We start from the raw sequence: 22,858 nt of genomic DNA, 5'->3' as shown, positions 1-22,858 counted from the left end.
ATGTTGCTAGTGAATGATGTGGACCTCTACTACGGCGCGAGTCAGGCCCTGCGTAAAGTGAATTTAAGCGCCGAGACGGGCAAAGTTACCTGTATCTTAGGTCGCAATGGGGTGGGTAAGTCTAGCTTGGCAAGGGCGATTACTGGCCGCCACCCAGTGCGCGGCGGCAGCATTACGCTAAATGGTTTGGATATTAGCAGTATGGCGCCCGCAGACCGCGCCCGCGCCGGCATTGCCTATGTGCCTCAGGGCCGAGAAATTTTTTCGCAGCTCACCGTGCAAGAAAATCTCTATACCGGCTATGCGCCACTTAAGCGCAGCCAGCGCCATATTAGCCCTGAAATTTTCGATTTATTTCCTGTGTTAAAAAGTATGCTCAAGCGTCGCGGTGGCGATTTGTCTGGCGGGCAGCAACAGCAGTTGGCCATTGCAAGGGCCTTGATTACCAAGCCGCGCCTACTGGTTTTGGATGAACCCACCGAGGGGATTCAGCCCTCTATTATTAAAGACATTCACAATGTTATTACCATTCTGCGTCAGCAGGGTGAGATGGCGATTGTCTTGGTAGAACAGTATTTTGATTTTGCCCGCGAGCTGGCCGATTACTACGCCGTAATGGATCGCGGCGAAGTGATATTGTCTGGCCGAGGCGATGAAATGGTCGAGGAAGATGTCCGGCGGCATATGACGGTGTGAAGGGCGCGTCTGGTGTCAGACGTCTGGCGACGTAGGAAAAGGCATTAACGTTGTTTACCTGCTTATCCAACCGTCGTCCTTGAACGAGGGCCCCTTTTGCGTATACCGTCTCCCGTCAAGCATTTAGCAAGTCTGGCTTAGACCTCAGGCTTCAGACGTGTAAGAATTGATTACTATTCACACAAAATGCCGCATTTTTATTGTATCCAAAGTCTATAATGGCGGCCTTTACCCCCTTAGGACAAGCTCATGAAATACCTTGCCTCACTGGCGTTAGCGTTGGTTCCGCTGACGAGCATGGCAACCGATTTAACAATTCCGGCTGGCCAAGCTTACCTTGTTGGTTTAGATCAGCAGGAGTTAATTCTCGATACTCTACGCATTGGTGACGACGCTCATATCAGTTTTGCCCCCGGAGTGGGTGGCTGGCGGGTGCATGCGCGGCAGGCATATATTGGTAAAAACGTGGTGGTCGACGGCCGAGCACAATCGGGCGCAAATGGTGCGGTTGGTATATCTGCGCCAGTTTGTGATGAATTTGTCGATGGTCAAGCAGGCGAGAGCGGTGAAGCGGGTGGCGATGGCGTGGAAATTCGCTTTCAGCTGGGCTTGGAAAGCCTCGGCAGCTTACAACTTCTTAGTGCGGGTGGCGACGGTGGCCAGGGTGGCGCGGGCGGTGACGGCGCCGATATGAAGAGTAAGTGCGGCGCTGAAGTAGCTGGTGAGGGCGGTAATGGTGGCGATGGCGGTGAGGGCGGTCGCGGTGGAGATATTACCTTCTTGTACCAAAACTTATCAAAAACCGAATCTGGCGACAGCATGGTGAGTCGCATAAGTATTAATGCCGACGGCGGCGCCGGTGGCGAGGGTGGCGATGCAGGCTCCGGTGGTGCAGGTTCTGGTGGGGCTTATGTAACCCAGAAAACCCTAGTGGGAAATCGTAAATGGGTGGCAGGTGCTCAGGGTGGTTTGGCTGGAAGCCCAGGTGTAACGGCGTCGGCTGGCAAGCCCGGGCGGATACTGGTTGATCAATTGATATTAGCAGCGCCTAAAGCGACGCATAGCCCCAGCGGCGATGCGAAGATCAAGGATCTGCAGTTACAGCTTGAGCGTTTGCGCAAACGCGTTGAGGCTTTAGAGGCGCGCTAATACTGTGCTTTAGTTATTTTTGGGAATTCATTCATCTAGGGTATTAGGGGCATTCAACTAACGTTGGGCGCCCCTTTTTTACTTTCTTCGCTGAGATATAGTGCGCTAGCACCGCAATGGTGCGCAAAGTTAGGTCTCATTGCTTGGCTTTTGCTCTTGGGCTTTGAATGCTTAGCCAAGTCATTGTTTTTAAATCGTTAAATAAATTATTTCCGGTTTTTTTACTTCATAAATAGCCATCATTCATCGCCTTGGTGCATTTATTTAACGCACTTTTTCCGGCGGCTTTCTATATATGCTCTATATTTGTGCGTAACTATTGGCTCAAGTCGGGGCAGCGAATGACACGGTATTCACGGTGTTTTATAAAACCGCTCTAATAATCTGTAAGTTGTTGATAGAAATGATAAAAATTCATGTTGGCATTGAAAGTGCTATAGCTAAGTCAGGATAGTGCTTGATCACTTTCTCTATACTAAACGCGGAGACTACAACATGAACAAAATGAAAACTTTACTGGCTGTTAGTGTTGCGGCAGCTTCAATGACCATGGTTGCTGCACCGGCTTCAGCAGAAGTATCTGCAAGTGTTGGTGTTGCTAGCACTTACTTATGGCGTGGTTATGACCTAGGTTCAGGCACTCCAGCGGTGTCTGGTGATTTGAGCTATAGCACCGGTGGTGCCTATATTGGCGCTTGGGCGTCTTCTGGTGATACGAGTGCAGGCACTGAGTATGACTTATACGCTGGTTACGGTATGGATGTCGGCGGCGGCGTAAGCTTCGATATTAGTGTTTGGAACTACAATTATCCTACTGGTGCTGGCTACCTTGGTACTGAACAAACTGATTTGTTTGAGCATTCAGACCTGATCCTTACTCTTGGTCTTGGCCCTATTAGTGTTTCTTACTATGAGCCAATTGCTGGCCCTTCTGGTTACACTAATTACAACTACTACACCATTGGCGGTAGCGCAGGTGCATTCTCCTTGACTATCGGTATGGAAGATATCAATGGTAATGACACAATGCACGCCGATATTGCCTACGCTTACAACGACAACCTGTCGTTCATTGTGAGCCAGCAGGATGGTGATGATGTGTTGGCTGTAGATACAGATCCAAAATTCATTGTTTCTTATAGCTTGCCAATTTCTATGTAATACCCCGACCGGCGACAGTTTGTTGCCGGTCATTTCTTTAACTAATCCTAGTGTGTGATCGACGCACATTAACAGGAGATTTCCGATGAAATTGATTACGGCTGTTATTAAGCCATTCAAACTTGATGATGTGCGTGAGGCGCTCTCTGACATCGGTGTACAGGGTATAACTGTTACCGAAGTTAAGGGTTTTGGTCGCCAAAAAGGTCACACCGAGTTATATCGTGGCGCTGAATATGTTGTTGATTTTCTGCCCAAGGTGAAGATTGAAGTTGCTGTTGCTGATGGATCAGTTGAGCCGACAATTGAAGCTATTACTAAATCAGCGAATACCGGCAAAATTGGTGACGGAAAGATTTTTGTCACTGCACTTGAGCAGGTTGTTCGTATCCGTACCGGTGAAACTGGCGAAGAAGCCATTTAATTTTTCGGTTGCGGTTGTTAGTTAAACAAATTTAATTAAAAGATTATCTCTTTCCCTTTGGAGGGCATGTGATGGAAGACATCATACAGGTCAAGTACGCCCTGGACACGTTCTACTTCCTCGTCTGTGGTGCGCTGGTTATGTGGATGGCAGCAGGTTTTGCCATGCTAGAAGCCGGTCTGGTTCGTTCAAAAAACACAACTGAAATTCTTACTAAAAATATCGCGCTGTATGCAATTGCCTGCACCATGTACTTACTGTGCGGCTACACGATTATGTACGGCGGTTCCGAAGGTGGAATCCTGCCAGACGCATGGTTTGGTAATGGGGTTTCTGACGCATCGGTAGAAGACGTTTTAGCTTCTAACGGCGATATTTACTACTCTGGCTCCTCAGATTTCTTCTTCCAAGTGGTGTTTGTGGCCACGGCAATGTCGATTGTTTCTGGCGCGGTAGCTGAGCGTATGAAACTGTGGACCTTCCTTGCTTTTGCAATAGTGATGACTGGCGTTATCTACCCATTGCAGGGCATGTGGAAATGGGGTGGCGGTTTCCTTGACGCTGCTGGCTTCTCTGACTTTGCGGGTTCTGGTGTGGTTCACATGTGTGGTGCTGCGGCAGCACTGGCTGGTGTATTGCTGCTGGGTGCACGTAAGGGCAAGTACGGCGCTGGTGGTCAAGTTAATGCGATCCCAGGTGCTAATCTGCCTTTGGCAACCCTCGGTACCTTCATCCTGTGGATGGGCTGGTTCGGCTTCAACGGCGGCTCTGAGTTGATGGTTTCTAACATCGACGAAGCGAACGCCACGGCACAAGTATTTGTTAACACCAACGCTGCTGCTTCTGGTGGTTTGATTGCAGCACTGTTAGTTGCTCGCATCCTGTTCGGTAAAGCGGATTTGACCATGGCATTGAACGGCGCCTTGGCTGGTCTGGTTGCTATTACTGCAGAACCACTGACACCTGGCCCAATGGCCGCAACCTTAATCGGTGCAGTTGGTGGTGTAATCGTTGTGTTCTCGATCTTGGCCTTGGACAAAATCAAAATCGACGATCCAGTTGGTGCGATCTCTGTACACGGTGTTGTTGGCTTCTGGGGTCTGATGGCAGTGCCATTAACTAACTCTGATGCTAGCTTCGGTGCCCAGCTTTACGGCGCAGCGATCATCTTTGCCTGGGTATTTGGTGCAAGCCTAGTGGTTTGGAGCATACTCAAAGTGGTTATGGGCTTGCGTGTTACAGAAGAGGAAGAGTACGAAGGTGTCGACCTCTCTGAATGCGGTATGGAAGCCTATCCGGAATTCACCAACAAGTAAGACTCTCCCCGTTTGGTGATTTTCAGGGCGCTCTTAGAGCGCCCGTTTTGTTTCGGCATTGAGCTGCTGAATGCCGGATGAGAGCTACAACGGGGGTGGGTGCATTGTCTGGAAGGTTTTAGCATTCGCGCGGTGACTGGATACTAGTTAGGTTCGCGCCTAGTGAGCGAGCGATAGCGGGAAAAGCATTTCCGGCTCCCGTCAAGCGTGTCGCTACGGGCGCTCCCACCATGTTTAGCTACGTTATCTAGGTTATTTCTAAGGTTTTTTACGGCAAAAGCTGGGATCACCTTGCCAAACCCCTTAGGTCTAGGCTAAATAGGCTATATATTGCGGTAATCATAATGAAGGGGAAGCTACGGCGATGAAATTAGTCAGTGCGGTAATTAAGCCGTTTAAATTAGATGACGTTCGTGCCGCCTTGTCGGAAATTGGTGTGCAAGGCGTAACGGTTACAGAAGTGAAGGGTTTTGGTCGCCAGAAAGGCCATACTGAGCTATATCGCGGTGCAGAGTATGTGGTTGATTTTCTGCCCAAGGTAAAACTTGAAATTGCCGTAACCGATGACCAGCTGGAAAAAGTCATTGATACCGTGACCAAAGCAGCGTGTACCGGCAAAATTGGTGACGGCAAAATTTTTGTGACTAGCTTAGAGCAGGTTATTCGTATTCGTACCGGTGAAACCGGTGAAGAAGCGATTTAAGATTGTTTGTACAGTTAAGGGGCGGCCATTGGTCGCCCTTTTTTGTGGGCGCTAGTTAACGCGCTATAGCTCTAAATACACTGATATATAAGATTATTAAGAACAAAAAAGCCTAAGCCGCTGCTTGTCAGCAAGCATCAGAAAGCAGTATAAAGCGCGATGTAAACGCGGGTTTCTTGTTTCCGGGAGGAGGTCGTATGGGATCGCGCATTCGTAGTACTGATAATCAAATACCCAATCAAAATTTTGTACCTAGTCAGACCGTGCATGATCGCATGCGCGATCAACTGTCTAAAGACGTTGAGGCGTTTCTGGCGCGCGGCGGTGAGATAAAACATCTTGAGCCGCATATGCGCAGCAATCTTGGCGATAGCGACTCTGATGTAGACACGTTCTAATGACGTGGCCTACGCCTTGTTGCGTCGAGCTGACGCGGGCTTAACTGGTCTTTAATTTTGCTTCTAACTGCCGGATCAAAGCCGGCAGTTCACGCCAGTCATTGAAATGTTGATCTGCCAAGGGATGCGGCGGTGGTGCGTCTGCAGCAAAGCGCGCCTGAATGGCGTGCATCCCCACTTCTTTTGCACCAAATATATCGTCATTAATATTATCGCCAATATGAATGCCTTCTTCTGGGCGGCATCCAGCGTGTTTTAGCGCCTCTAAAAAAAGTGGTGCTGCGGGCTTGGCTGCGCCGAGTTCTTCGGCGCGGTAGCTGGCGCTAAAGTGGTTTGAAATCGCCAAATTGCTCAAATCCGCGTTACCATTGGTGAGGCTGATAAGTACATAATTCTTACTCAGCTCTTGGAGAACGGTTGTGCAGTGCTCTAGCAGCAGGACTTGCTGGCGAGCCGCGATGAATACCGCAAATGCGGCGGAGGCCATCTCCGAACTTTGCTTTCCATAGCCCGACTCTATTAAGGCCTGTCGTAAACTGTCGGTCCGCCACTGGGAAATGTGGTGCCGTAAGTTTGGCTGGGCACGTAAATACTTTAAGCGGTGTTCACGTAAAGCCTCAGGACTGAATTTGGCCACCAACGCCGGTGCGTGTAGCTGCAAATGCTGGTAGAAAGCTTGTTCGGCTTTGTGGATGGTGGGGGCACTTAGCCACAAGGTGTCGTCAAGGTCGAAGCTCAGTAGTTTAATTGTACTCATTGCTGACCTTTTGCTTAGAGAAAATAAGTGTTTAGCTTAAGTACAGACTGTTAGTGGGGCAAGCGGCTTAGCTAAATTATATTAATCGGCCGCTAATGTAATTTAAGTAGGATATGGTACAACTAAGCTCTACTGTATTGCTCAGCGAGACAATGATTTATGACGCAAACTGCTTTGCCCCCTGTCAAAAAGTCACCGCCTTGGTGGATTAGCCTGCCAGACGATTTTTATTGCCAATCTGACGGTACAGAGTTGGATAGTGAATTCCCTCTGAAGGTATACGGCACGGCGATGATGGATCGCATGATGCGAACCGGCTTGTCCTTAATGATCTCTGGCACCCTCGTTCCCCAGCTGTTCAAAGGTAAGGAGATGGCCAAAGAAAGGGCGCGCATGGATTTTTACGCCAATCTTGCCGCATCTAGAGATGTCGATAAGGTGTTTATTCCGCCGCCGAAAGTGGACGTGAGTGTTCATAAAATATCGCACTTTAGCTATAAGCCCCGAGGCATTCCAGCGGTTGATCTGCGATTTAATAGCGCCTTTACGCCCCTCAATCCAGAAGTAAGAGAACGCTACCTGAGTTATAAACGTAACCGCACCGCCAGCGCCCAGTACTGGGCTCATCCAGATGGCCCGCGGCCAACCTTGATTTTTGTGCATGGCGTAGTAGAAAGTTGGTATGGCTTTAACAGCCTATTTTTCTCGCTGCGTTGGTTTTATGACAATGGCTACGACATTGTCTTAATGACCCAGCCCTTCCACGGTGACCGTGCAGAGCGCTGCCATCCCTTTAGTGGTTATGGTCTGTTTGCGGGGGGCTTTTCGCAGCTTAATGAAGGCATGCTGCAGGCTGTTTCGGATATGCGGGTGCTGGTGGACTACCTGCTGGAGCGGGGTGTGCCTCACGTCGGAATTAGCGGCCTTAGTTTGGGGGGCTACCTCAGTTCACTCATGGCGGTGGTGGAGCCGCGCTTAGCATTTTGTATACCCAACTCGCCCCTGGTTGCGCCGGTCGACACCATGCGCAGTTGGCAGCCCACCGGCAGTTTAATGGACTTAATTGGTAAGCGCACCGGCCTTACTCCGCTCGACCTGCGCCGCGGTCTGGCTATTCACAGCCCGCTCAGCTATCAACCCAAACTCGATCCAGAAAAGGTGATGATTATTGGCGGCGCTGGCGACCGTTTTACCCCGCCAAGATTTGTGCGCTTACTCCACGCCCACTGGCCCGAATCGCATCTGCACTGGTTTCCGGGCAACCATATAGTGCATCTCGGCCAGCGGGAGTATTTGAAATTAATGCGGCGGTTTATGGATAGGCATTGTCAGGCAGTTGGGTCGGAGGTCTGAGGTCGGACGTCCGATGAGGAGAGCTTGCTCCAAGGCTGTGGTTGGGAGCGCGTACAAACTTTATGCGGGCTGGTATTTCGTCAGACACCCGACGTCAGGCGTCTGACCATCCCCCTAAAGAAACGGCCCTTTCATCAACTTCGGCAGGCAGCGATTAACTACATCGGCGATGTATTCCAAAAACAAGGTGCCCATGCTGGATTTAAAGTGCTGCGGATTCTTACTGGCGATGGCAATAACACCGTCAAGGTTGCCTGCTTGAATGGGCATCAGCGCTGCCGAGCCGATATGGTCGGCGTGTTTGCCAAACAAAAAGCTCAATTCTTCTGCGCGCAATACACCGCAAATGGCTTTTTTGCTGCGCAGTAAACTGCCGATCTGCTGCTGGGCTTGCTCGGGGCTAACCACGCGGAGCACGCTGCTGCCGAGTCGGCTGGGGTCGGCAAAGAGAATTAGGCTGGCGTAGTCGATATCGTCAAAATCGTTAACGAGGTGACGACAAAGGATGTTGCTCAGTTCTTCGGCGCGCTTGGCTTCAATCAGATTGAGAATGAGTTTCTTGCTGCGCTCAAATAGCTGGTCATTGCGGTTGGCATTGTCAAGCATATTGCTGATTCGGCCGCGCATATCCATATTGCGCTCGCGTAGGATCTCTACCTGCCGCTCCAATAGGCTGACTACTTTGCCGGTTTGGTGGGTGAGTTTCAGCTCGGCCAAGATATCTTCGTTATTTAGGAAGAAGCCGGGGTGGTTGCGCAAATAACGTGCAACTTCACTCTCGCTGGGTAGTCCGTCTTTCTTTGGGTTTGCACTGTCCACAGGCGATCCTATATTTGTATCTGACCTTCGAAAACCGTCGTTGCGGGGCCTGTCATAATAACGGGCTGACCGGCGCCCTGCCAGTCAATACTCAGGTTGCCTCCTGGCAAGTGCACGGTAACGCTATTATTGAGCTTACCCTGCACAATCCCGCTCACCACGGCCGCGCAAGCACCCGTGCCGCAGGCGAGGGTTTCACCTACGCCGCGCTCAAAAACGCGCAGTTTAATGGTGTCGCGATCGATAACTTGCATAAAGCCCACGTTAACCCGCTGCGGAAAGCGCGGGTGCTGCTCGGCGGTGGGCCCAATCTCGGCAACGGGAGCGGTATCGACATCGGCAACCGGCAAAATAACATGGGGGTTGCCCATCGACACCGCGCCAACCCGCCATTCAACGCCATTAATATCTAATGCGTAATCATTGGCCTGCTGCTCAGCGGTAAAGGGGATACGCAGCGGATCGAGTATCGGCGCGCCCATGTCGACGCGAACGTGGCGATTCTCGGTTACTTCTAACTCGATTATTCCGGCCAGTGTTTCAACTTTAATCCGTTCTTTGCCAGTGAGGCGTTTGTCGCGAATATAGCGGGCAAAGCAGCGTGCGCCGTTGCCACACTGCTCTACTTCACTGCCTTCGGCATTGTAAATTCGGTAGCGAAAATCGACATCGGGCTGGGTGGGAATTTCCACCGCCAGTATTTGATCACAGCCAATCCCAAAATGCCGGTCGGCAATTTTGCGGATATGGTGTGGCTTGAGCTTAAAGCGCTGGGTAATGAGGTCGATAACGACAAAATCATTGCCCAGGCCATGCATTTTGGTAAAACGTAACTGCATCGTAAAACCCTGTGGTGCGCCCCACCGATGGCGCTAGTTAACGATGCGGGCGGGTTGCTATAGGTTAGAGATGCAGATCAGGGCTTGTTGATTACAACAAAAGATCTTGCTCTCAGGGCAACACGGTTTCGCCACGCATCAGGTCGGTGACAGTTTCGCGGGCGCGAATCAGGTGGCATTGATCGCCGTCTACCATGACTTCCGCCGCACGTCCTCGGCTATTGTAATTGGAACTCATGGTAAATCCATAGGCACCGCTAGATGCCAATGCCAGTAAGTCGCCTTCGGCAATGCGCAACTCGCGATCTTTCGCTAAAAAGTCGCCGGTTTCACATACGGGCCCAACAAAGTCATAAGTGCGTAATACGCCGTCTTCGCGGGGTTTTACCGCTAATAAATCCATCCACGCCGAGTATAAAGAGGGCCGGATCATATCGTTCATCGCGGCGTCGATAATCGCGAAATTTTTGTGCTCATTCAGCTTTAAATATTCCACCGTGGTCAGCAGCACACCGGCATTGGCGCTAATAGAGCGGCCTGGCTCAAACATTAGAGTCACTTTACGCTCGCCCAGACGCGCGCGAATTGCCGCAATATAGTCGCTGGTCGCAGGCGCTACCTCATCGCGGTAGCGCACACCAAGGCCGCCACCCAAATCCAAATGTGAGATCGCAATACCCATGCTTGCCAAGGTGTCGACCAAGCTCAATACGCGGTCGAGGGCGTCGAGAAAGGGGCTGGTATCAATAAGCTGGGAGCCAATATGGCAGTCCACACCTTTTATGGTGATATTGGCAAGGCTGGCGGCGCGGCGATAAACCTCGGGGGCGCGGGCAATGTCGATACCAAATTTATTGTCTTTCAAACCGGTAGAAATATAAGGGTGGGTTTTGGCGTCCACATCGGGGTTGACCCGAATCGAAATCGCGGCCTTAACATCCAGCTCGCTGGCAACGTTATTTAAACGCTCCAGTTCCGCCTCAGACTCCACATTAAAACAGTGGATGCCCACTTCCAGCGCGCGGCGCATCTCAGCAGCGGTTTTACCCACTCCAGAAAACACAATGCGTTCGGCCTTGCCACCGGCTGCCAATACCCGCTCGAGCTCGCCAACAGAAACAATGTCAAAGCCCGCGCCAAGCCGGGCCAGCACATTGAGCACGGCAATATTGGAGTTGGCCTTTACCGCGTAGCACACCAAATGATCCTGACCGGCCAAGGCCTCAGTGTATTCCGTAAAACGCTGTTCTAAATAGGCACGGGAATACACATAGCAGGGGCTGCCGTATTGCTTGGCAATAGCGCTTAGGGCAACGGATTCGGCGTGTAATTCGCCGTTAAGGTAGTGAAAAGGCGTCATAAAGGCTTACTCGGGCTCGGCTCGGTAGTTGGGGTGCTTGCTCCGCTGTCAGTTGAGTTGGCAGCAGCGTCATTGTTTTCGGGATACACCAGTGGCCCAGTTTGACCGCAGCCGGCTAGTAGTACGGCAAGGCAAAATGCAGCGGGCCGCGCAAACGCGACTATAGGAAAAGCGGCCATGATGTCGTCCCTAAAATTGACTGAGTCGCGCATTATACCTAGGGTGCAAATGAATAACACATACCCTAGGCGCTGCGGGCATGGCCAGTGGCGGCAGGGCCTTAGTATACTCGCGGCATTGAACCGCGATCTGGAAGCCACCGTAAAATGAATGAAGTAATGTTTAACGACAATATCGACGAACTGTTTGTCACCATCGAAGACGCTGTTGACGAACTTGATGCCGATGTTGATTGTGAAATAAGCGGCGGCGTTTTAACGCTTAAAGCGCCGGATGGCAGCGCCATGATTTTTAGCCGCCAAAGTGCCAGTTGCGAACTGTGGCTGGCTGCCCGTTCCGGTGGCTTCCACTTTAACTGGGTTGACGAGCAGTGGTACTGCGCCCGCACCGGGAAAAGCCTAGCGCAGATGTTAGAAGAGATAAGCCTTGAACAAATAGGCGAAACACTGGTGCTGTGATAAGCCTAGCGGGATTTTGCCGTCACAGGGGTCATAAAAGTGCCATCATACCGGACTGGATCCAGTATCTGGTGAGGCGGCTGTGAACTGGTTTGGTGGAGTAACTGTAAACTGGCTCAGTTCGGCGTCTCCCGTCAAGCGTATCTAGCGTCCCTAGCAAAAGCCTACTGTGACAATACCGAGGTATTCAGCATTTCTTCGATATGCTGTTTATAGCGTAGGTAAACACTGGTCTGTTGCGGGGGTAGGGCGCTTAGGTCAATCGCGTCTAGTTGATAGTGAGTGGGCTGAGTTTCTTGCCGCAGCAATTGGCTGGCCACTTCATCAAACAGCGCAGGCCCGAACTTAGCATATAAGAATAATTGGTCTTGGTAGCGCATATCAAATACCAAGCGGCCTTGATCGTCGGGGTTGGCGATGGCTTCTAGAGCTACCTTCTGGTCGGCGTCCAGCTCGTTAATGCTGAGCTTTTTGATGTCCAGGGCTTGGCTGCGCCATTTATTATCTTGCTGATGTAATTCAAACAAGCGAAATTGATGATTGCTTTGCTGTTCATGCTGGCAGTGTTGTAAAAACGCCAGCAGTGGTTGTAGCAGCTGAGTTACGCTGACAAATGCGGCGGTGCTGTAGTGCAGTGAGCCGCGCTCGTCGCGTACAAAGAGATCGGCGAAGTCATCGCGGCGGTGAAAGAAAATATAGCAATCTGGGCTATTAGCGGTGGCCACTATGCTGGCGAGTGCGGAGTTTGGCGCGCAGTAGCGGTCGATCATTAGTGGGCTGTAACTGGCCTGTCCTCGGCCTAGGCATTGAATTAAGGTTGAGTAGCCATGGGCGTGAATGCTGCGCAGTTCGTCATTTTCGGTTTGCAGAATATGAAAGCCGTTACCGAGTTTGATTATGAGGCGTTTGTTTTTGGGTTTGGCGTAAAACGCACGGTGCAATAATCTTGGCAAATGGCGTATACGTTTACGCAGCTTTTGCTCTGGATCATTAAAACAAATTGCGTCGATAAGCGGTTGTTGGGTGCCGCGAGCAGCCATCAGCATAAGTTGTTGGTAGGCGCGAAAGGCATCAAGGATGGCTTCGGCGCCGCTAAAGGCACGAGAGGAAACCTCCCCCCAGCTATTAATAAACACAATCTCAATATGGCTGATGGAGTAGCTGCTATTGTGCCGCGCCAAGCCCGCGGCACCTAGGGCACTGAGCGCGCCTTGCCCTAGATTGATATAGAGCAGCATGGCTTCGGGTACTTTCGGCCGGTTAAATGCCTCGTGTTTTTGTGGGTCGGCGGCGAAGGCCTTGCGCGGCAGGTGGCTGCTTAAGTGTGTTGCCATTTTGCGTAGATCATTTTCAGAGACGCCGTCTTGGCGGCCATTGATGCGCAGGCGAGTGTAGTCGTTAATAAGGCCATTACAAAAGCACCAGCACAGCAAACCGCTGAGGTGGTCGTTCTCTTGTAATATGGCGTCGGCCTCAAAGTCGTGGCGGGCGCTGGTGCTGACGGCCCAGCGCCGCTGTTCGCCAAAACCTTGGGTGTGAAAAAATAATTGCTCTTCAGACACGTCGGGGGCAATGCCGGGGTTTAGCCATTCCACCTTATTGCGCTTGCGCTCAAAGGCGGCAAAAAGTTTGCGACCGAGCAGGGTCATTTCCTGGGACTTAATAAGCGCAGGGCTATCACTTTGGCGGGCAAAGTCTTGTAAAAACCGGTAGCTATTGGTGAGTTCTGCTACCAAAAAACGATGCTCTTCCCTTACCCGGCGAATTTTCCAGCGGCTGCGGGTATCTAAATTTAAAAGCTGTTCTGCAGGCCACTGCCACTCGGCAATAAGAGCTTCTAAAAGCTTGCGTCGCCACGGGGCAATACTGCTGGCCGCTTGTGACAGGCGTATACCCACTTTGAAATAAAAGGCGCGGCGAATCAGCTCAAGGCGGTCTAACTCATTGCGGGCTTGTAAGTAATCGGCCAAACGCCGGTAGACCATAATATAGGGGTCAAAGTCGTCGGCGCCGACCTCGCCGCTGTAAACCGCTTGTTTAAGGTCAATGCACAGTGGCACTACATTGGGGTAATCCCGCGCATACGCTTCGGTTAATAGGAGCTTTAGCGCCGCTTTGTAGGGTGAACTTATGGCTTTATACAATTGCCAAACGCCCGCACCAATAAACTCGCCGGCGGGAATGTCAGAGACCCCGCCAAAGTCGATGGATTCGTTGGGGCCGACAAAACCCTGGGCATGGAGCAGAGAGGTGTACTCCCGATAGTTTATTTCTTCACTGGGCGGCACCAACCACCACAGTGGATAGCGACCAGCAACGAGCAGGGCGCTGCGGTAGAATTCGTCGAGCAATAAATAATGCTGGCTGGTGCCCGCCGATTCCGCACTTAGTCGGTCACGCTGGCCGCGCCGGAATTGCTCGCTGTCCATCAAGAAAAAGTGAATGTCCAAACCGAGACTGCGCGCCCAGTCAGAGATGGCGCCAGCTTTATTGTATAAACGTTGTAAGCCTAAATCGTCGATGTCGCTGCGGTGGCAGAGCCAAACGTCTAGATCAGAGTCTTCGGCCTGGGCCACAGTGCCACAGGAGCCCATTAAAAAAACGCTGTGAATCTGCGGTGGGCCCTGCTCGTCTTGCCGGTATTGCACACTGCGGGCAATATTTGTACGCATTCTTTCTAAAGTCAGTTCGTCGGGGGTGTAACCGTCTATGCCGCAGGGGGTGTGGGCGCTTTTATACCCCGGCAAAATAGGATGGTTAATGTGAATTAGCAGAGGTAGTAAATCGAGAAAAATTTGCTGGCGCGACAGCAGCGCCGTGCGGGTGCGCAGCAGGCGTTCGTGATTGAGTTTGTAAAAACGACCGCGCACTTGTTTGAGCCCAGCATGACTAATGCCGCGGTCAAACAGCGGATGGCTGATCGAGCTCTCCGTCATACAAAACCTGTTATAAACATGTAAACGCGAATGAGCTCACTGTAGCGGTAATGGTGGCATGCTGTCATGGGTATCACTACGCATAATACGGTGTATTAATAAATGCCCTTGTGGGTCTACCGCAGCTTGCCAATGTTTGGCCAGCCAAGTGGTGGCTACTGTTTCGCTAATCAGTGCCGGCCCCGTAATGATTTGCCCACTGGCTAATTGCTCTCGCATATAGCGGGGTATCGGGTGGTCAGTGCCGCTATCACTTACTACTACCGGCATATCTATCGGTGCGGCGGGTGCGCGTGGCGTTAGTGTTGGTAGCGTGGGCACGCTGCTTGGTGCGCGCAGGGCTTGGCGAATATTAATGAGCTGTACTGGTAATTCAAGGCGATGGCCGTAGCGGTGGGCGTGGGCTAGATGAAAGGCTTCGGCAAGTGCGGGTAGCGAGGTCTGCCACGGTAAATTTAAGGTATACGACTGGCCGGCATAGCAGAGATCAACGCTGGGGGTGGAACTGATCTGGGCGGCATCGACGCCCTCATTCAGTAATTGCTCGCGGCCGCTTGTCGTTAAACGCTTCAATGCACGTTCTACTTCTGCGCTGCTTATTTCTGCGAGGGGGGTGTTGAGAGTGCGGGATAACTGCCTTTCACGCGGTGCCAATAACATGCCGAGGGCCGAAAATACGCCACCGTAATTGGGTACAATAATTTGGGTGCAGCCGAGGGCGTCGGCAAGGGCGCAGACATGTAAGCCACCCGCGCCACCAAAACAGCATAGGCTAAACTCGGCGGGGTCGTGGCCGCGCTGCACCGAAATCACTCGTAGCGCGCGCACCATATGTTCATTGGCAATGTCGAGAATGCCCGCTGCGGTTTCTTCAATACTTAGCTGCAATTGTGTGGCAAGTATGCCCACGGCGTTGCGGGCGGCGTCAAGACTCAAGGGCATGCTGCCACCGAGTTTGGCGCTGGCGGGCAAACGGCCCAGCACCATATTGGCGTCGGTTACGGTGGCGGCAAGCCCGCCTTTGTTGTAGCAGGCGGGACCGGGGTCGGCGCCGGCTGATTGTGGCCCCACCCGCAACATGCCGCCTTCGTCCAGATAAGCGAGTGACCCGCCGCCAGCGCCAATGGTGTGCATATCCACCATCGGTACCGCTACCGGATAAGGGCCAATTTTGCCCTCGTTAGTGAGTTTAATGTCGCCGTTAATCAGCGCAACATCGCTGGAAGTGCCGCCCATGTCAAAGCTCAGCAAGCGCGGCTGGCCAATACTGTCGCCAAGTTGTTTTGCTGCGGCCAATCCACCAGCAGGGCCGGATAATAGTAAATTAACCGCCCGCAGGCCGGCGTTGGCGGCGTCGGTGGTGCCGCCAGACGATTGCATTACCGATAGCGGCGTGGTCTTCAGTGCTGCCTGTAATTGTCCTAAATACGCGGCGACTTTCGGCCCCAACCAAGCATTAAGCCAAGTTGCCATGCCGCGCTCGTACTCTTTGTACTCGGGTAGGATTTCTGAGGAGCGCGACACAAAAACACCTTCGGGAATGGCCTCAACAAGGGCTTTTTCAAAGCTGTCATCGATAAACGAGAATAATAAATTTATCGCAACTGCTTCGGGCTTTAGCTGCTGCAGCTGGGTCTGAAGCGAGGCGATATCGTCTACAGTCAGGGGCTCGATAAGGCTGCCATCGGCGCCGATACGGCCGCCAGTTTCTAAGCATAGCTCACGAGGTACCGGCACCACCTTGGCGGCGGGCCGCAAATCGTACAGGGCCGCTCGGGTTTGCCGACCAATGGTGAGCATATCGCCAAAGCCCCGATTGGTGATAAACGCGGTGCGCACGCCTTTGCCCTCAAGCGCGGCATTGGTCGCCACAGTAGAGCCGTGTACCACAAGCAATCGGCCAGCGGCTATTAACTCATTTAAGCCCAAGGCTTGAATGCCGCTGAGAATCGCCCGCTCGGGCTGGGCGGGGGTGGATGGGCATTTGTAGCTGCGCACCTGCTGACCTTGAAAAAGTACAAAGTCGGTAAAGGTGCCGCCAGTGTCCACACCAAGATAGGCGACGGTAGCAGGCGTTTGGCTTGGGGGGGAGTGTGGAGGCATAAGCCCTCGCGGCAAAATTTTGCTTATTGTCGCCAGTTAATTGGATGATGTCATGTTTTTACGGCCTAGAGGCTGCGCTGGGTTTGTAGCTTGCCCTTAGGCTACAATCCCCGCTCTAGTTTTGTCGTTCATATTAGGATTGAATCCCCGTGCCCGAGCTGCCCGAAGTTGAAACCGTCAAGCGCGGTATTTCCCCGCATTTAATTGGCCGCGTGTTCAGTGATGTCATCATTCGTGATCCTCGCCTGCGCTGGCCAGTCGACTCGGAATTGGCGAACCACCTCTGCGGCCAAGAAGTACTCTCGGTAGAGCGGCGCGCCAAGTATTTATTGATTCGCCTCGCCGCCGGCCACCTACTTATCCACCTAGGCATGTCGGGGCGGCTTTATTTTACTGGCGCCGACACGCCAATAGGCAAGCACGATCATTTGGACTGGCGCCTAGACGACGGGCAAATCCTGCGTTATACCGACCCGCGACGCTTCGGGGCAGTTGTTTGGGTGGAAGGCGACAATGTCGCCAGTCATAAACTCCTCGCCAAGCTTGGGCCAGAGCCTTTGCTTGACGAGTTTAATGCAGCTTATCTGTTTAAACGCGCCGGCAAGCGTACCGTGCCGGTTAAAAGCTTTTTAATGGATGCTCATGTGGTGGTTGGGGTGGGAAACATCTACGCCAACGAAGCGCTTTATATGGCCGGTATTAGCCCAACTCGCGAGGCGGGCAGCATCAGTTTGGCGCGTTATACCCGTTTGGTTTTCGCGGTAAAAGAAGTGCTCGACAAGGCCATTACCCAAGGCGGTACCACCCTTAAAGACTTTGTTGGTGGCGATGGTAAGCCAGGCTATTTTAAACAAGAACTGCAAGTTTACGGCCGCGGCGGTCAACCCTGCTGGACCTGCATGAAAGAATTAAGCGAAATCCGTATAGCGCAACGGACGACCGTATTTTGTCGGCGCTGCCAGCGTTGAGTGCGATAGTTGAGCTGAATTTGATTCACTTTAGTGTCTCTGAGCTTGCTCTCTACCGGCCAATGAGATGCTAGGTTAAGTCCGGTATGACGGTATAAGGCAGGTATTTTGAGTCGTCTACGTAGTGATTCTGAGCGCGATGCAGCATCAAATACCGCTAAACCAATTTATGACGGCTTAACTTTGGCTATACTGAGCTTGCCGATGTTTTTATTCGTATTGGTGGGCGCTCAGTAAAACTAAGCCGCTTACGGTGCACATAGTTTCGGCAGAGGCACTACAAATACGAAGGTAACGTCAGCCTTAAAACGTCACCATGAACCCAGCGAGCAGGGAGTTTCAACTCAGATTTTATGCGTTTTACTTTTTTAGGTACCAGTGCCGGCACGCCAACGGCGCAGCGTAATGTTACCGCACTCGCCCTAAATATTGGCGAGAGCCGCGATTGGTATTTAGTTGATTGTGGTGAGGGTACTCAGCATCGCCTACTGCGTAGCCGCCATTCTAGCGCTAAGCTGAAAACGATATTTATTACCCATGTTCACGGCGATCACTGTTACGGCTTACCAGGCTTAATTGCCAGTGCCAATATGAGCGGCCGCACCGCCGCGCTTACGATATGCGCGCCCGATGGTATTGAGCAATATGTGCGCGCGACCTTTGCGCATACCGATGTACACAATTTACGCTTTCCCCTTAATTTTGTGCGCAGCGATGCACCTAATTTCTATTATAGCGACGGGAGTGTTGAGGTCAGCGCCGTAGCGATGTCGCATCGAGTGCCCTGTTTTGCTTATCACATCAAAGAAATTCCGCCGAATCACATCGACGAAGTCGCACTCGACGCCTTAGGCGTTCCTCGTGGCCCGCTGTGGCACCAGTTGCAGCAAGGGGAGGATATTGTTTTAGCGAGTGGCGAGCGTGTAGCTGCTAGCAAGGTTTGCCGCCCCGCATGGCCGGCGCGTAAAATGATTGTGGGTGGCGACAATGATCAGCCAGATCTGTTAAGTGAAGCACTGCAAGACAGTGATTTACTGATACACGAAGCCACTTTTACCGAAGACATCCTAGCCAAGGTTGGCCCCCAGTACATGCACAGCACGGCGGCGATGGTAGCAAAAACCGCGGCAGCCGCCGCATTGCCTCATCTCATCTTGACCCACTTCAGTCAGCGTTATCGCAAAGACCCCTCTAAGAAAGCCAAGACTCACAGTGTTGCGGAGTTATTTAGCGAAGCGCGCGAGCTTTATCAAGGTAATCTACTGTTGGCCGAAGACCTTAAAAGCTATCAGCTCGAAAAAGATAAAAGCCTGAGTGAGTTATAGAGAGCTGAATCCTGAATGCCCGCCTTATGTCGTCTCCCAGGCTTGATCTGGTGTCTCGTGGGTGTGGCAACGAGCTAAAAAGAGCGTCATACCGGACATGATCCGGTATCTGGTCGGGCCAGTGCCGAGGTGGTGCAGTAGCGCTGGGCTCTGAGTCAAGTTATATAGGGGGCGATAGCTTTTAAATAACAATAACTTAAAGGTACTTTAGCCAGTCGTCGGTGAATTGATCTATTTGCCCATACACATGTTCGAAGGCTTCCATGCTTTTGCGGTAGGGGTCGGGAACCGCTTGGTTTTGCGACCACTTACCCAGTAAAAAAGTTTTGCCACTGACCTGCGGGGCGAGTTCGGTGATGCCTTTAACGTGGCGTTGCTCCATCACTAAAATCAAATCGGCGTTTAATAGCATTTCAGTAGTAACTTGGCGGGCGCGGTGACCGCTGGCGTCGACGCCTTTGGCGCTGAGTAATTGGCCAGCACTGGTATCGATTGGTTTGTCGACGAGCGCCCCGAGGCCGGCTGAGTGTATGGTTACGCCTGGTTTGTGGGCGAGCTTGTGTTTGAGCAGGTATTCGGCCGAGGGGCTGCGGCAGATATTGCCGATACACACCATTAATATATTTTTGAACATGGATTTTGTGACCTGAATCTTTCCTTGAGCCGCTGATTTTCGCTGTCAGTCGCCCTTGTTGCAAGTAAAGGTGCAGTAATTGGCCATTTTTACGGTCCTGCTATTTGCTGTCTGGGCGCCGGTAGGGGAAAATACCGGCTCTTTATTGCCACTTAAGTTAGCTCTTCAATTAAAACTTAAGTCACCACTCAGATCTAGGAGCCACCGATGCCCTCACGTAGTGATCTCGCCAACGCCATTCGCGCCTTGAGTATGGACGCCGTTCAAAAAGCCAAGTCCGGCCACCCCGGTGCTCCAATGGGTATGGCAGATATCGCCGAAGTATTGTGGCGCGACTATTTACAGCACAACCCCAATAACCCTGAGTGGGCCAACCGCGACCGTTTTGTGTTGTCCAACGGCCATGGCTCGATGTTGATTTACTCGCTATTGCACCTCACCGGCTATGATCTGAGCATTGACGATCTGCAGCAATTTCGTCAGCTACACAGTCGTACCCCAGGTCACCCAGAATACGGTTACACCCCAGGTGTTGAAACCACCACTGGTCCTTTAGGCCAAGGTTTGGCGAATGCGGTAGGCATGGCCGTAGCCGAGAAAGTACTTGCGGCGCAGTTTAACCGTGACGGCCACAATATTGTCGATCACTACACATACACCTTTATGGGTGATGGCTGCATGATGGAAGGCATTAGTCACGAAGTGTGTTCGCTGGCCGGCACCTTAGGGCTAGGCAAGTTAGTGGCGTTTTATGACGACAACGGCATTTCTATCGACGGCGAAGTCGAAGGTTGGTTTACCGACGATACCCCATCGCGTTTTGAAGCCTACGGCTGGCATGTTATTGCCGATGTTGACGGCCACAATAGCGCCGAGATTGCCCGCGCTATTGAAGCCGCTCGCGAAGAGACTGGCAAGCCAACACTGATCTGCTGCAAAACCGTTATCGGTAAAGGCTCACCAAACAAGCAGGGCAAGGAAGAGTGTCACGGCGCGCCACTGGGTGATGCCGAGATTGCCCTGACTCGCGAGAGCCTCGGCTGGGCCCACGGCCCATTCGAAATTCCAGAAGAAATTTACGAAGGCTGGAATGCCCAAGAAAAAGGTAAGGCCGCAGAAGCAGCTTGGGACGACGCCTTTGCCAAGTACGCAGCCGAGTTTCCTGATTTGGCTGCCGATCTTAGCCGTCGTGTTAAGGGTGATTTGCCCGCAGATTTTGCTGAAAAAGCCAATGCCTTTATTGCGCAGTGCCAGTCGGATGCCAAAGAGGTGGCTACCCGCAAGGCGTCGCAGCTGTGTATTGAAGCCTACGGCGCAATGCTGCCAGAAATATTGGGCGGCTCAGCCGATTTAGCCGGTTCTAACCTAACAATGTGGAGCGGCGCCAAGGCGATTAGTGCCAAAGACGCCAGCGGCAACTACCTGCACTACGGCGTGCGCGAGTTTGGTATGTCGGCAATGATGAACGGTATCGCACTGCACGGCGGTTTCATCAACTACGGCGCTACCTTCCTGGTGTTTATGGAATACGCCCGCAACGCGGTACGTATGGCGGCCATTATGGGCCAGCGGGTAATTCACGTTTACACCCACGACTCCATCGGTTTGGGCGAAGACGGCCCAACCCACCAGCCTATCGAGCAAATCGCCAGTCTGCGCGGCACCCCCAATATGTCACTGTGGCGACCCTGCGATATGGTTGAATCTGCGGTGGCGTGGAAAGCGGCACTTGAGCGCGCAGACGGGCCAAGTGCCTTGATCTTCACCCGCCAAGCCTTGCCTCACCAGCAACGCGACGCCGAACAGCTAGCCAATGTTGCCCGCGGCGCCTATGTATTGAGCGACTGCGACGGCGAGGCGGATGCCATCATTATCGCCACCGGTTCTGAAGTGAAACTGGCCATGGCTGCCCAGCAAGCATTGGCCGCGAAAGGCAAAAAGATTCGCGTAGTGTCGATGCCGTCTACCGACGTGTTCGATAGCCAAGATGGCGATTACCGCGAGTCAGTATTGCCCAGCCATATTCCAGCTAGGGTGGCAGTGGAAGCGGCGCACCGCGACTACTGGTACAAATATGTTGGTTTGGATGGTCGTATTGTTGGCATGGACAGCTTTGGCGAGTCCGCTCCAGCTGAAGCCCTGTTTGAATACTTTGGCATTACCACCGACGCGGTTGTTGAAGCCGTTGAGGACTGTTTAGCCTAATGCTACGACTGGCCATAAATGGGTACGGCCGCATAGGGCGCTGCGTATTGCGCGCCCTATATGAATCACCGCTGCGTGACAGCATGCAGATTGTCGCCATTAACGAACCGGCCGACCTCGCAACGATTGCGCATCTCACCCGCTACGACAGCACCCACGGCCGCTTTATGGGCAAGGTGGAGTACCGTCACGGCAGCTTATTGGTGAACGATGACGTCATTGCGGTAAGTCACCACGAAGAAATCAACAAGCTCGACTGGACCCGTCACAATGTAGACGTGGTGCTGGAGTGCTCGGGGGTGGTGAGTCGCTACGACGATCTCGAGGCGCATATAGTGCAGGGCGCTCGCCATGTGCTGCTGTCGCAGCCTGGCGAGCCCGGCACGCCGACCATTGTTTATGGCCTGAATCACAGTGAGTTGGAACCTGAGCAGCGTATCGTGTCCAATGCATCGTGCACTACCAATGGCATTGTGCCCGTCATCGACGTGCTCAATAAGGCCTTTGGGGTGCGCTCGGGGTGCATAACCACCATTCACTCGGCGATGAACGACCAGCCAGTGCTGGATGCTTATCACCACACCGACTTGCGTAAAACTCGGGCGGCGGGGCTGTCGATGATTCCGGTAGACACCGGTTTGGCAGCGGGTATCGGCCGCATTATTCCTGAGTTAGATGGCTGCTTTGCGGCGCGGGCAGTGCGTATTCCTACCCACAATGTGTCGGCCATGGAAATGACGGTTAGTTTAGAGGCTTCTGTAACTGCCGACGATGTTAACGCGGCATTGCGCATGGCGGCCAATGGTCGATTAGCGGGAATTCTGGGTTACAGCGACGAGCCCTTGGCGTCTTGTGATTTTAACCACGACCCGCGCTCGGCGATAGTTGATGCTGGCCAAACGCGGGTGGTGGGCGATCTGGTGAGCATATTTAGTTGGTTTGACAACGAATGGGGCTACGCCAACCGCATGTTAGATGTGGTGGCGCACTGGCTGAAGTAAGTGCGCAGATAGAGCATCTAGCTTGCTCAGCTTGCAAGGCACAAACTTCAAAGTAATGATTTAAACATTGGTA

At 52.4% G+C, this 22,858-nt stretch carries 22 protein-coding genes; 14 read left to right on the top strand and 8 right to left on the bottom strand.

Going from position 1 to position 22,858, the window contains the following annotated elements:
• The 7 genes from urtE (at position 1) to AB4876_RS03070 (ending at position 5,847) form a co-directional block, all read left to right on the top strand.
• Complete coding sequence (urtE, locus tag AB4876_RS03100) at positions 1 to 696, top strand: urea ABC transporter ATP-binding subunit UrtE (protein ID WP_368380185.1); 696 nt, start codon at positions 1 to 3, stop codon at positions 694 to 696.
• Positions 697 to 945: 249 nt separating this feature from the next.
• Complete coding sequence (locus AB4876_RS03095) at positions 946 to 1,845, top strand: hypothetical protein (RefSeq protein ID WP_368380184.1); 900 nt, start codon at positions 946 to 948, stop codon at positions 1,843 to 1,845.
• A 495-nt stretch (positions 1,846 to 2,340) separates the two neighbouring features.
• Positions 2,341 to 3,006, top strand: coding sequence for a TorF family putative porin (locus tag AB4876_RS03090; RefSeq protein ID WP_368380183.1), 666 nt, complete (start codon positions 2,341 to 2,343; stop codon positions 3,004 to 3,006).
• Between the two features lie 85 nt (positions 3,007 to 3,091).
• Complete coding sequence (gene glnK, locus AB4876_RS03085) at positions 3,092 to 3,430, top strand: P-II family nitrogen regulator (protein WP_301028610.1); 339 nt, start codon at positions 3,092 to 3,094, stop codon at positions 3,428 to 3,430.
• Between the two features lie 71 nt (positions 3,431 to 3,501).
• Positions 3,502 to 4,746, top strand: coding sequence for an ammonium transporter (locus AB4876_RS03080; RefSeq protein ID WP_368380182.1), 1,245 nt, complete (start codon positions 3,502 to 3,504; stop codon positions 4,744 to 4,746).
• A 364-nt stretch (positions 4,747 to 5,110) separates the two neighbouring features.
• Positions 5,111 to 5,449: a P-II family nitrogen regulator gene (glnK, locus tag AB4876_RS03075; protein ID WP_368380181.1), complete on the top strand. Its 339-nt coding sequence runs from the start codon at positions 5,111 to 5,113 to the stop codon at positions 5,447 to 5,449.
• A 197-nt stretch (positions 5,450 to 5,646) separates the two neighbouring features.
• Complete coding sequence (locus AB4876_RS03070; protein WP_368380180.1) at positions 5,647 to 5,847, top strand: hypothetical protein; 201 nt, start codon at positions 5,647 to 5,649, stop codon at positions 5,845 to 5,847.
• Positions 5,848 to 5,887: 40 nt separating this feature from the next.
• Here the strand turns inward: AB4876_RS03070 and AB4876_RS03065 are convergent, their stop codons facing one another.
• Positions 5,888 to 6,604, bottom strand: a complete 717-nt coding sequence (locus tag AB4876_RS03065) for an HAD family hydrolase (protein ID WP_368380179.1) — start codon at positions 6,602 to 6,604, stop codon at positions 5,888 to 5,890.
• A 159-nt stretch (positions 6,605 to 6,763) separates the two neighbouring features.
• Between AB4876_RS03065 and AB4876_RS03060 the strand changes: the two genes are divergently transcribed.
• Positions 6,764 to 7,957 carry an alpha/beta hydrolase family protein gene (locus AB4876_RS03060; RefSeq protein WP_368380178.1) on the top strand — a complete coding sequence of 398 codons (1,194 nt, stop codon included), beginning with the start codon at positions 6,764 to 6,766 and terminating at the stop codon, positions 7,955 to 7,957.
• 114 nt (positions 7,958 to 8,071) lie between these two features.
• Here the strand turns inward: AB4876_RS03060 and AB4876_RS03055 are convergent, their stop codons facing one another.
• The 4 genes from AB4876_RS03055 to lptM all read right to left on the bottom strand — a co-directional run bounded on the left by AB4876_RS03055 (position 8,072) and on the right by lptM (position 11,154).
• A complete protein-coding gene (locus AB4876_RS03055; protein ID WP_368380177.1) occupies positions 8,072 to 8,776 on the bottom strand; it encodes a DUF484 family protein in 705 nt (234 codons plus the stop codon).
• An 8-nt stretch (positions 8,777 to 8,784) separates the two neighbouring features.
• Positions 8,785 to 9,615 carry a diaminopimelate epimerase gene (gene dapF / locus AB4876_RS03050; protein WP_368380176.1) on the bottom strand — a complete coding sequence of 277 codons (831 nt, stop codon included), beginning with the start codon at positions 9,613 to 9,615 and terminating at the stop codon, positions 8,785 to 8,787.
• Between the two features lie 112 nt (positions 9,616 to 9,727).
• Entirely contained in the window at positions 9,728 to 10,975 is a 1,248-nt protein-coding gene (gene lysA, locus AB4876_RS03045) for a diaminopimelate decarboxylase (RefSeq protein ID WP_368380175.1), read from the bottom strand.
• Positions 10,972 to 11,154: an LPS translocon maturation chaperone LptM gene (gene lptM / locus AB4876_RS03040; RefSeq protein WP_368380174.1), complete on the bottom strand. Its 183-nt coding sequence runs from the start codon at positions 11,152 to 11,154 to the stop codon at positions 10,972 to 10,974. The genes lysA and lptM overlap by 4 nt, the downstream gene beginning before the upstream one ends.
• 147 nt (positions 11,155 to 11,301) lie before the next feature.
• Between lptM and cyaY the strand changes: the two genes are divergently transcribed.
• The gene (gene cyaY, locus AB4876_RS03035; protein ID WP_368380173.1) at positions 11,302 to 11,613 is read left to right on the top strand and encodes an iron donor protein CyaY; all 312 of its coding nucleotides are present in this window, start codon (positions 11,302 to 11,304) and stop codon (positions 11,611 to 11,613) included.
• Between the two features lie 164 nt (positions 11,614 to 11,777).
• Here the strand turns inward: cyaY and AB4876_RS03030 are convergent, their stop codons facing one another.
• Complete coding sequence (locus AB4876_RS03030; RefSeq protein WP_368380172.1) at positions 11,778 to 14,549, bottom strand: class I adenylate cyclase domain-containing protein; 2,772 nt, start codon at positions 14,547 to 14,549, stop codon at positions 11,778 to 11,780.
• 36 nt (positions 14,550 to 14,585) lie between these two features.
• On the bottom strand, positions 14,586 to 16,652 hold the full coding sequence (locus AB4876_RS03025) for a hydantoinase/oxoprolinase family protein (RefSeq protein ID WP_368380171.1): 2,067 nt from the start codon (positions 16,650 to 16,652) through the stop codon (positions 14,586 to 14,588).
• A 149-nt stretch (positions 16,653 to 16,801) separates the two neighbouring features.
• Between AB4876_RS03025 and mutM the strand changes: the two genes are divergently transcribed.
• The 3 genes from mutM to AB4876_RS03010 all read left to right on the top strand — a co-directional run bounded on the left by mutM (position 16,802) and on the right by AB4876_RS03010 (position 18,945).
• Positions 16,802 to 17,620, top strand: coding sequence for a bifunctional DNA-formamidopyrimidine glycosylase/DNA-(apurinic or apyrimidinic site) lyase (gene mutM, locus AB4876_RS03020; RefSeq protein WP_368380170.1), 819 nt, complete (start codon positions 16,802 to 16,804; stop codon positions 17,618 to 17,620).
• A 108-nt stretch (positions 17,621 to 17,728) separates the two neighbouring features.
• Entirely contained in the window at positions 17,729 to 17,857 is a 129-nt protein-coding gene (locus tag AB4876_RS03015; protein ID WP_368380169.1) for a hypothetical protein, read from the top strand.
• 116 nt (positions 17,858 to 17,973) lie between these two features.
• A complete protein-coding gene (locus AB4876_RS03010) occupies positions 17,974 to 18,945 on the top strand; it encodes a ribonuclease Z (RefSeq protein ID WP_368380168.1) in 972 nt (323 codons plus the stop codon).
• 196 nt (positions 18,946 to 19,141) lie between these two features.
• Here the strand turns inward: AB4876_RS03010 and AB4876_RS03005 are convergent, their stop codons facing one another.
• On the bottom strand, positions 19,142 to 19,579 hold the full coding sequence (locus tag AB4876_RS03005; RefSeq protein ID WP_368380167.1) for a low molecular weight protein-tyrosine-phosphatase: 438 nt from the start codon (positions 19,577 to 19,579) through the stop codon (positions 19,142 to 19,144).
• Positions 19,580 to 19,786: 207 nt separating this feature from the next.
• On the opposite strand from AB4876_RS03005, the gene tkt reads away from it, so the two are divergent.
• Positions 19,787 to 21,784: a transketolase gene (gene tkt / locus AB4876_RS03000; RefSeq protein ID WP_368380166.1), complete on the top strand. Its 1,998-nt coding sequence runs from the start codon at positions 19,787 to 19,789 to the stop codon at positions 21,782 to 21,784.
• A complete protein-coding gene (locus tag AB4876_RS02995; RefSeq protein WP_368380165.1) occupies positions 21,784 to 22,785 on the top strand; it encodes a type I glyceraldehyde-3-phosphate dehydrogenase in 1,002 nt (333 codons plus the stop codon). Before tkt ends, AB4876_RS02995 begins: the two co-directional genes overlap by 1 nt.
• The last annotated feature ends 73 nt before the right edge of the window (positions 22,786 to 22,858 follow it).

The sequence above is a fragment of the Zhongshania guokunii genome (genome assembly GCF_040892635.1).
In the GTDB taxonomy this organism is placed as follows: domain Bacteria; phylum Pseudomonadota; class Gammaproteobacteria; order Pseudomonadales; family Spongiibacteraceae; genus Spongiibacter; species Spongiibacter guokunii.
This window is presented reverse-complemented; position numbering and strand designations above follow the sequence as displayed.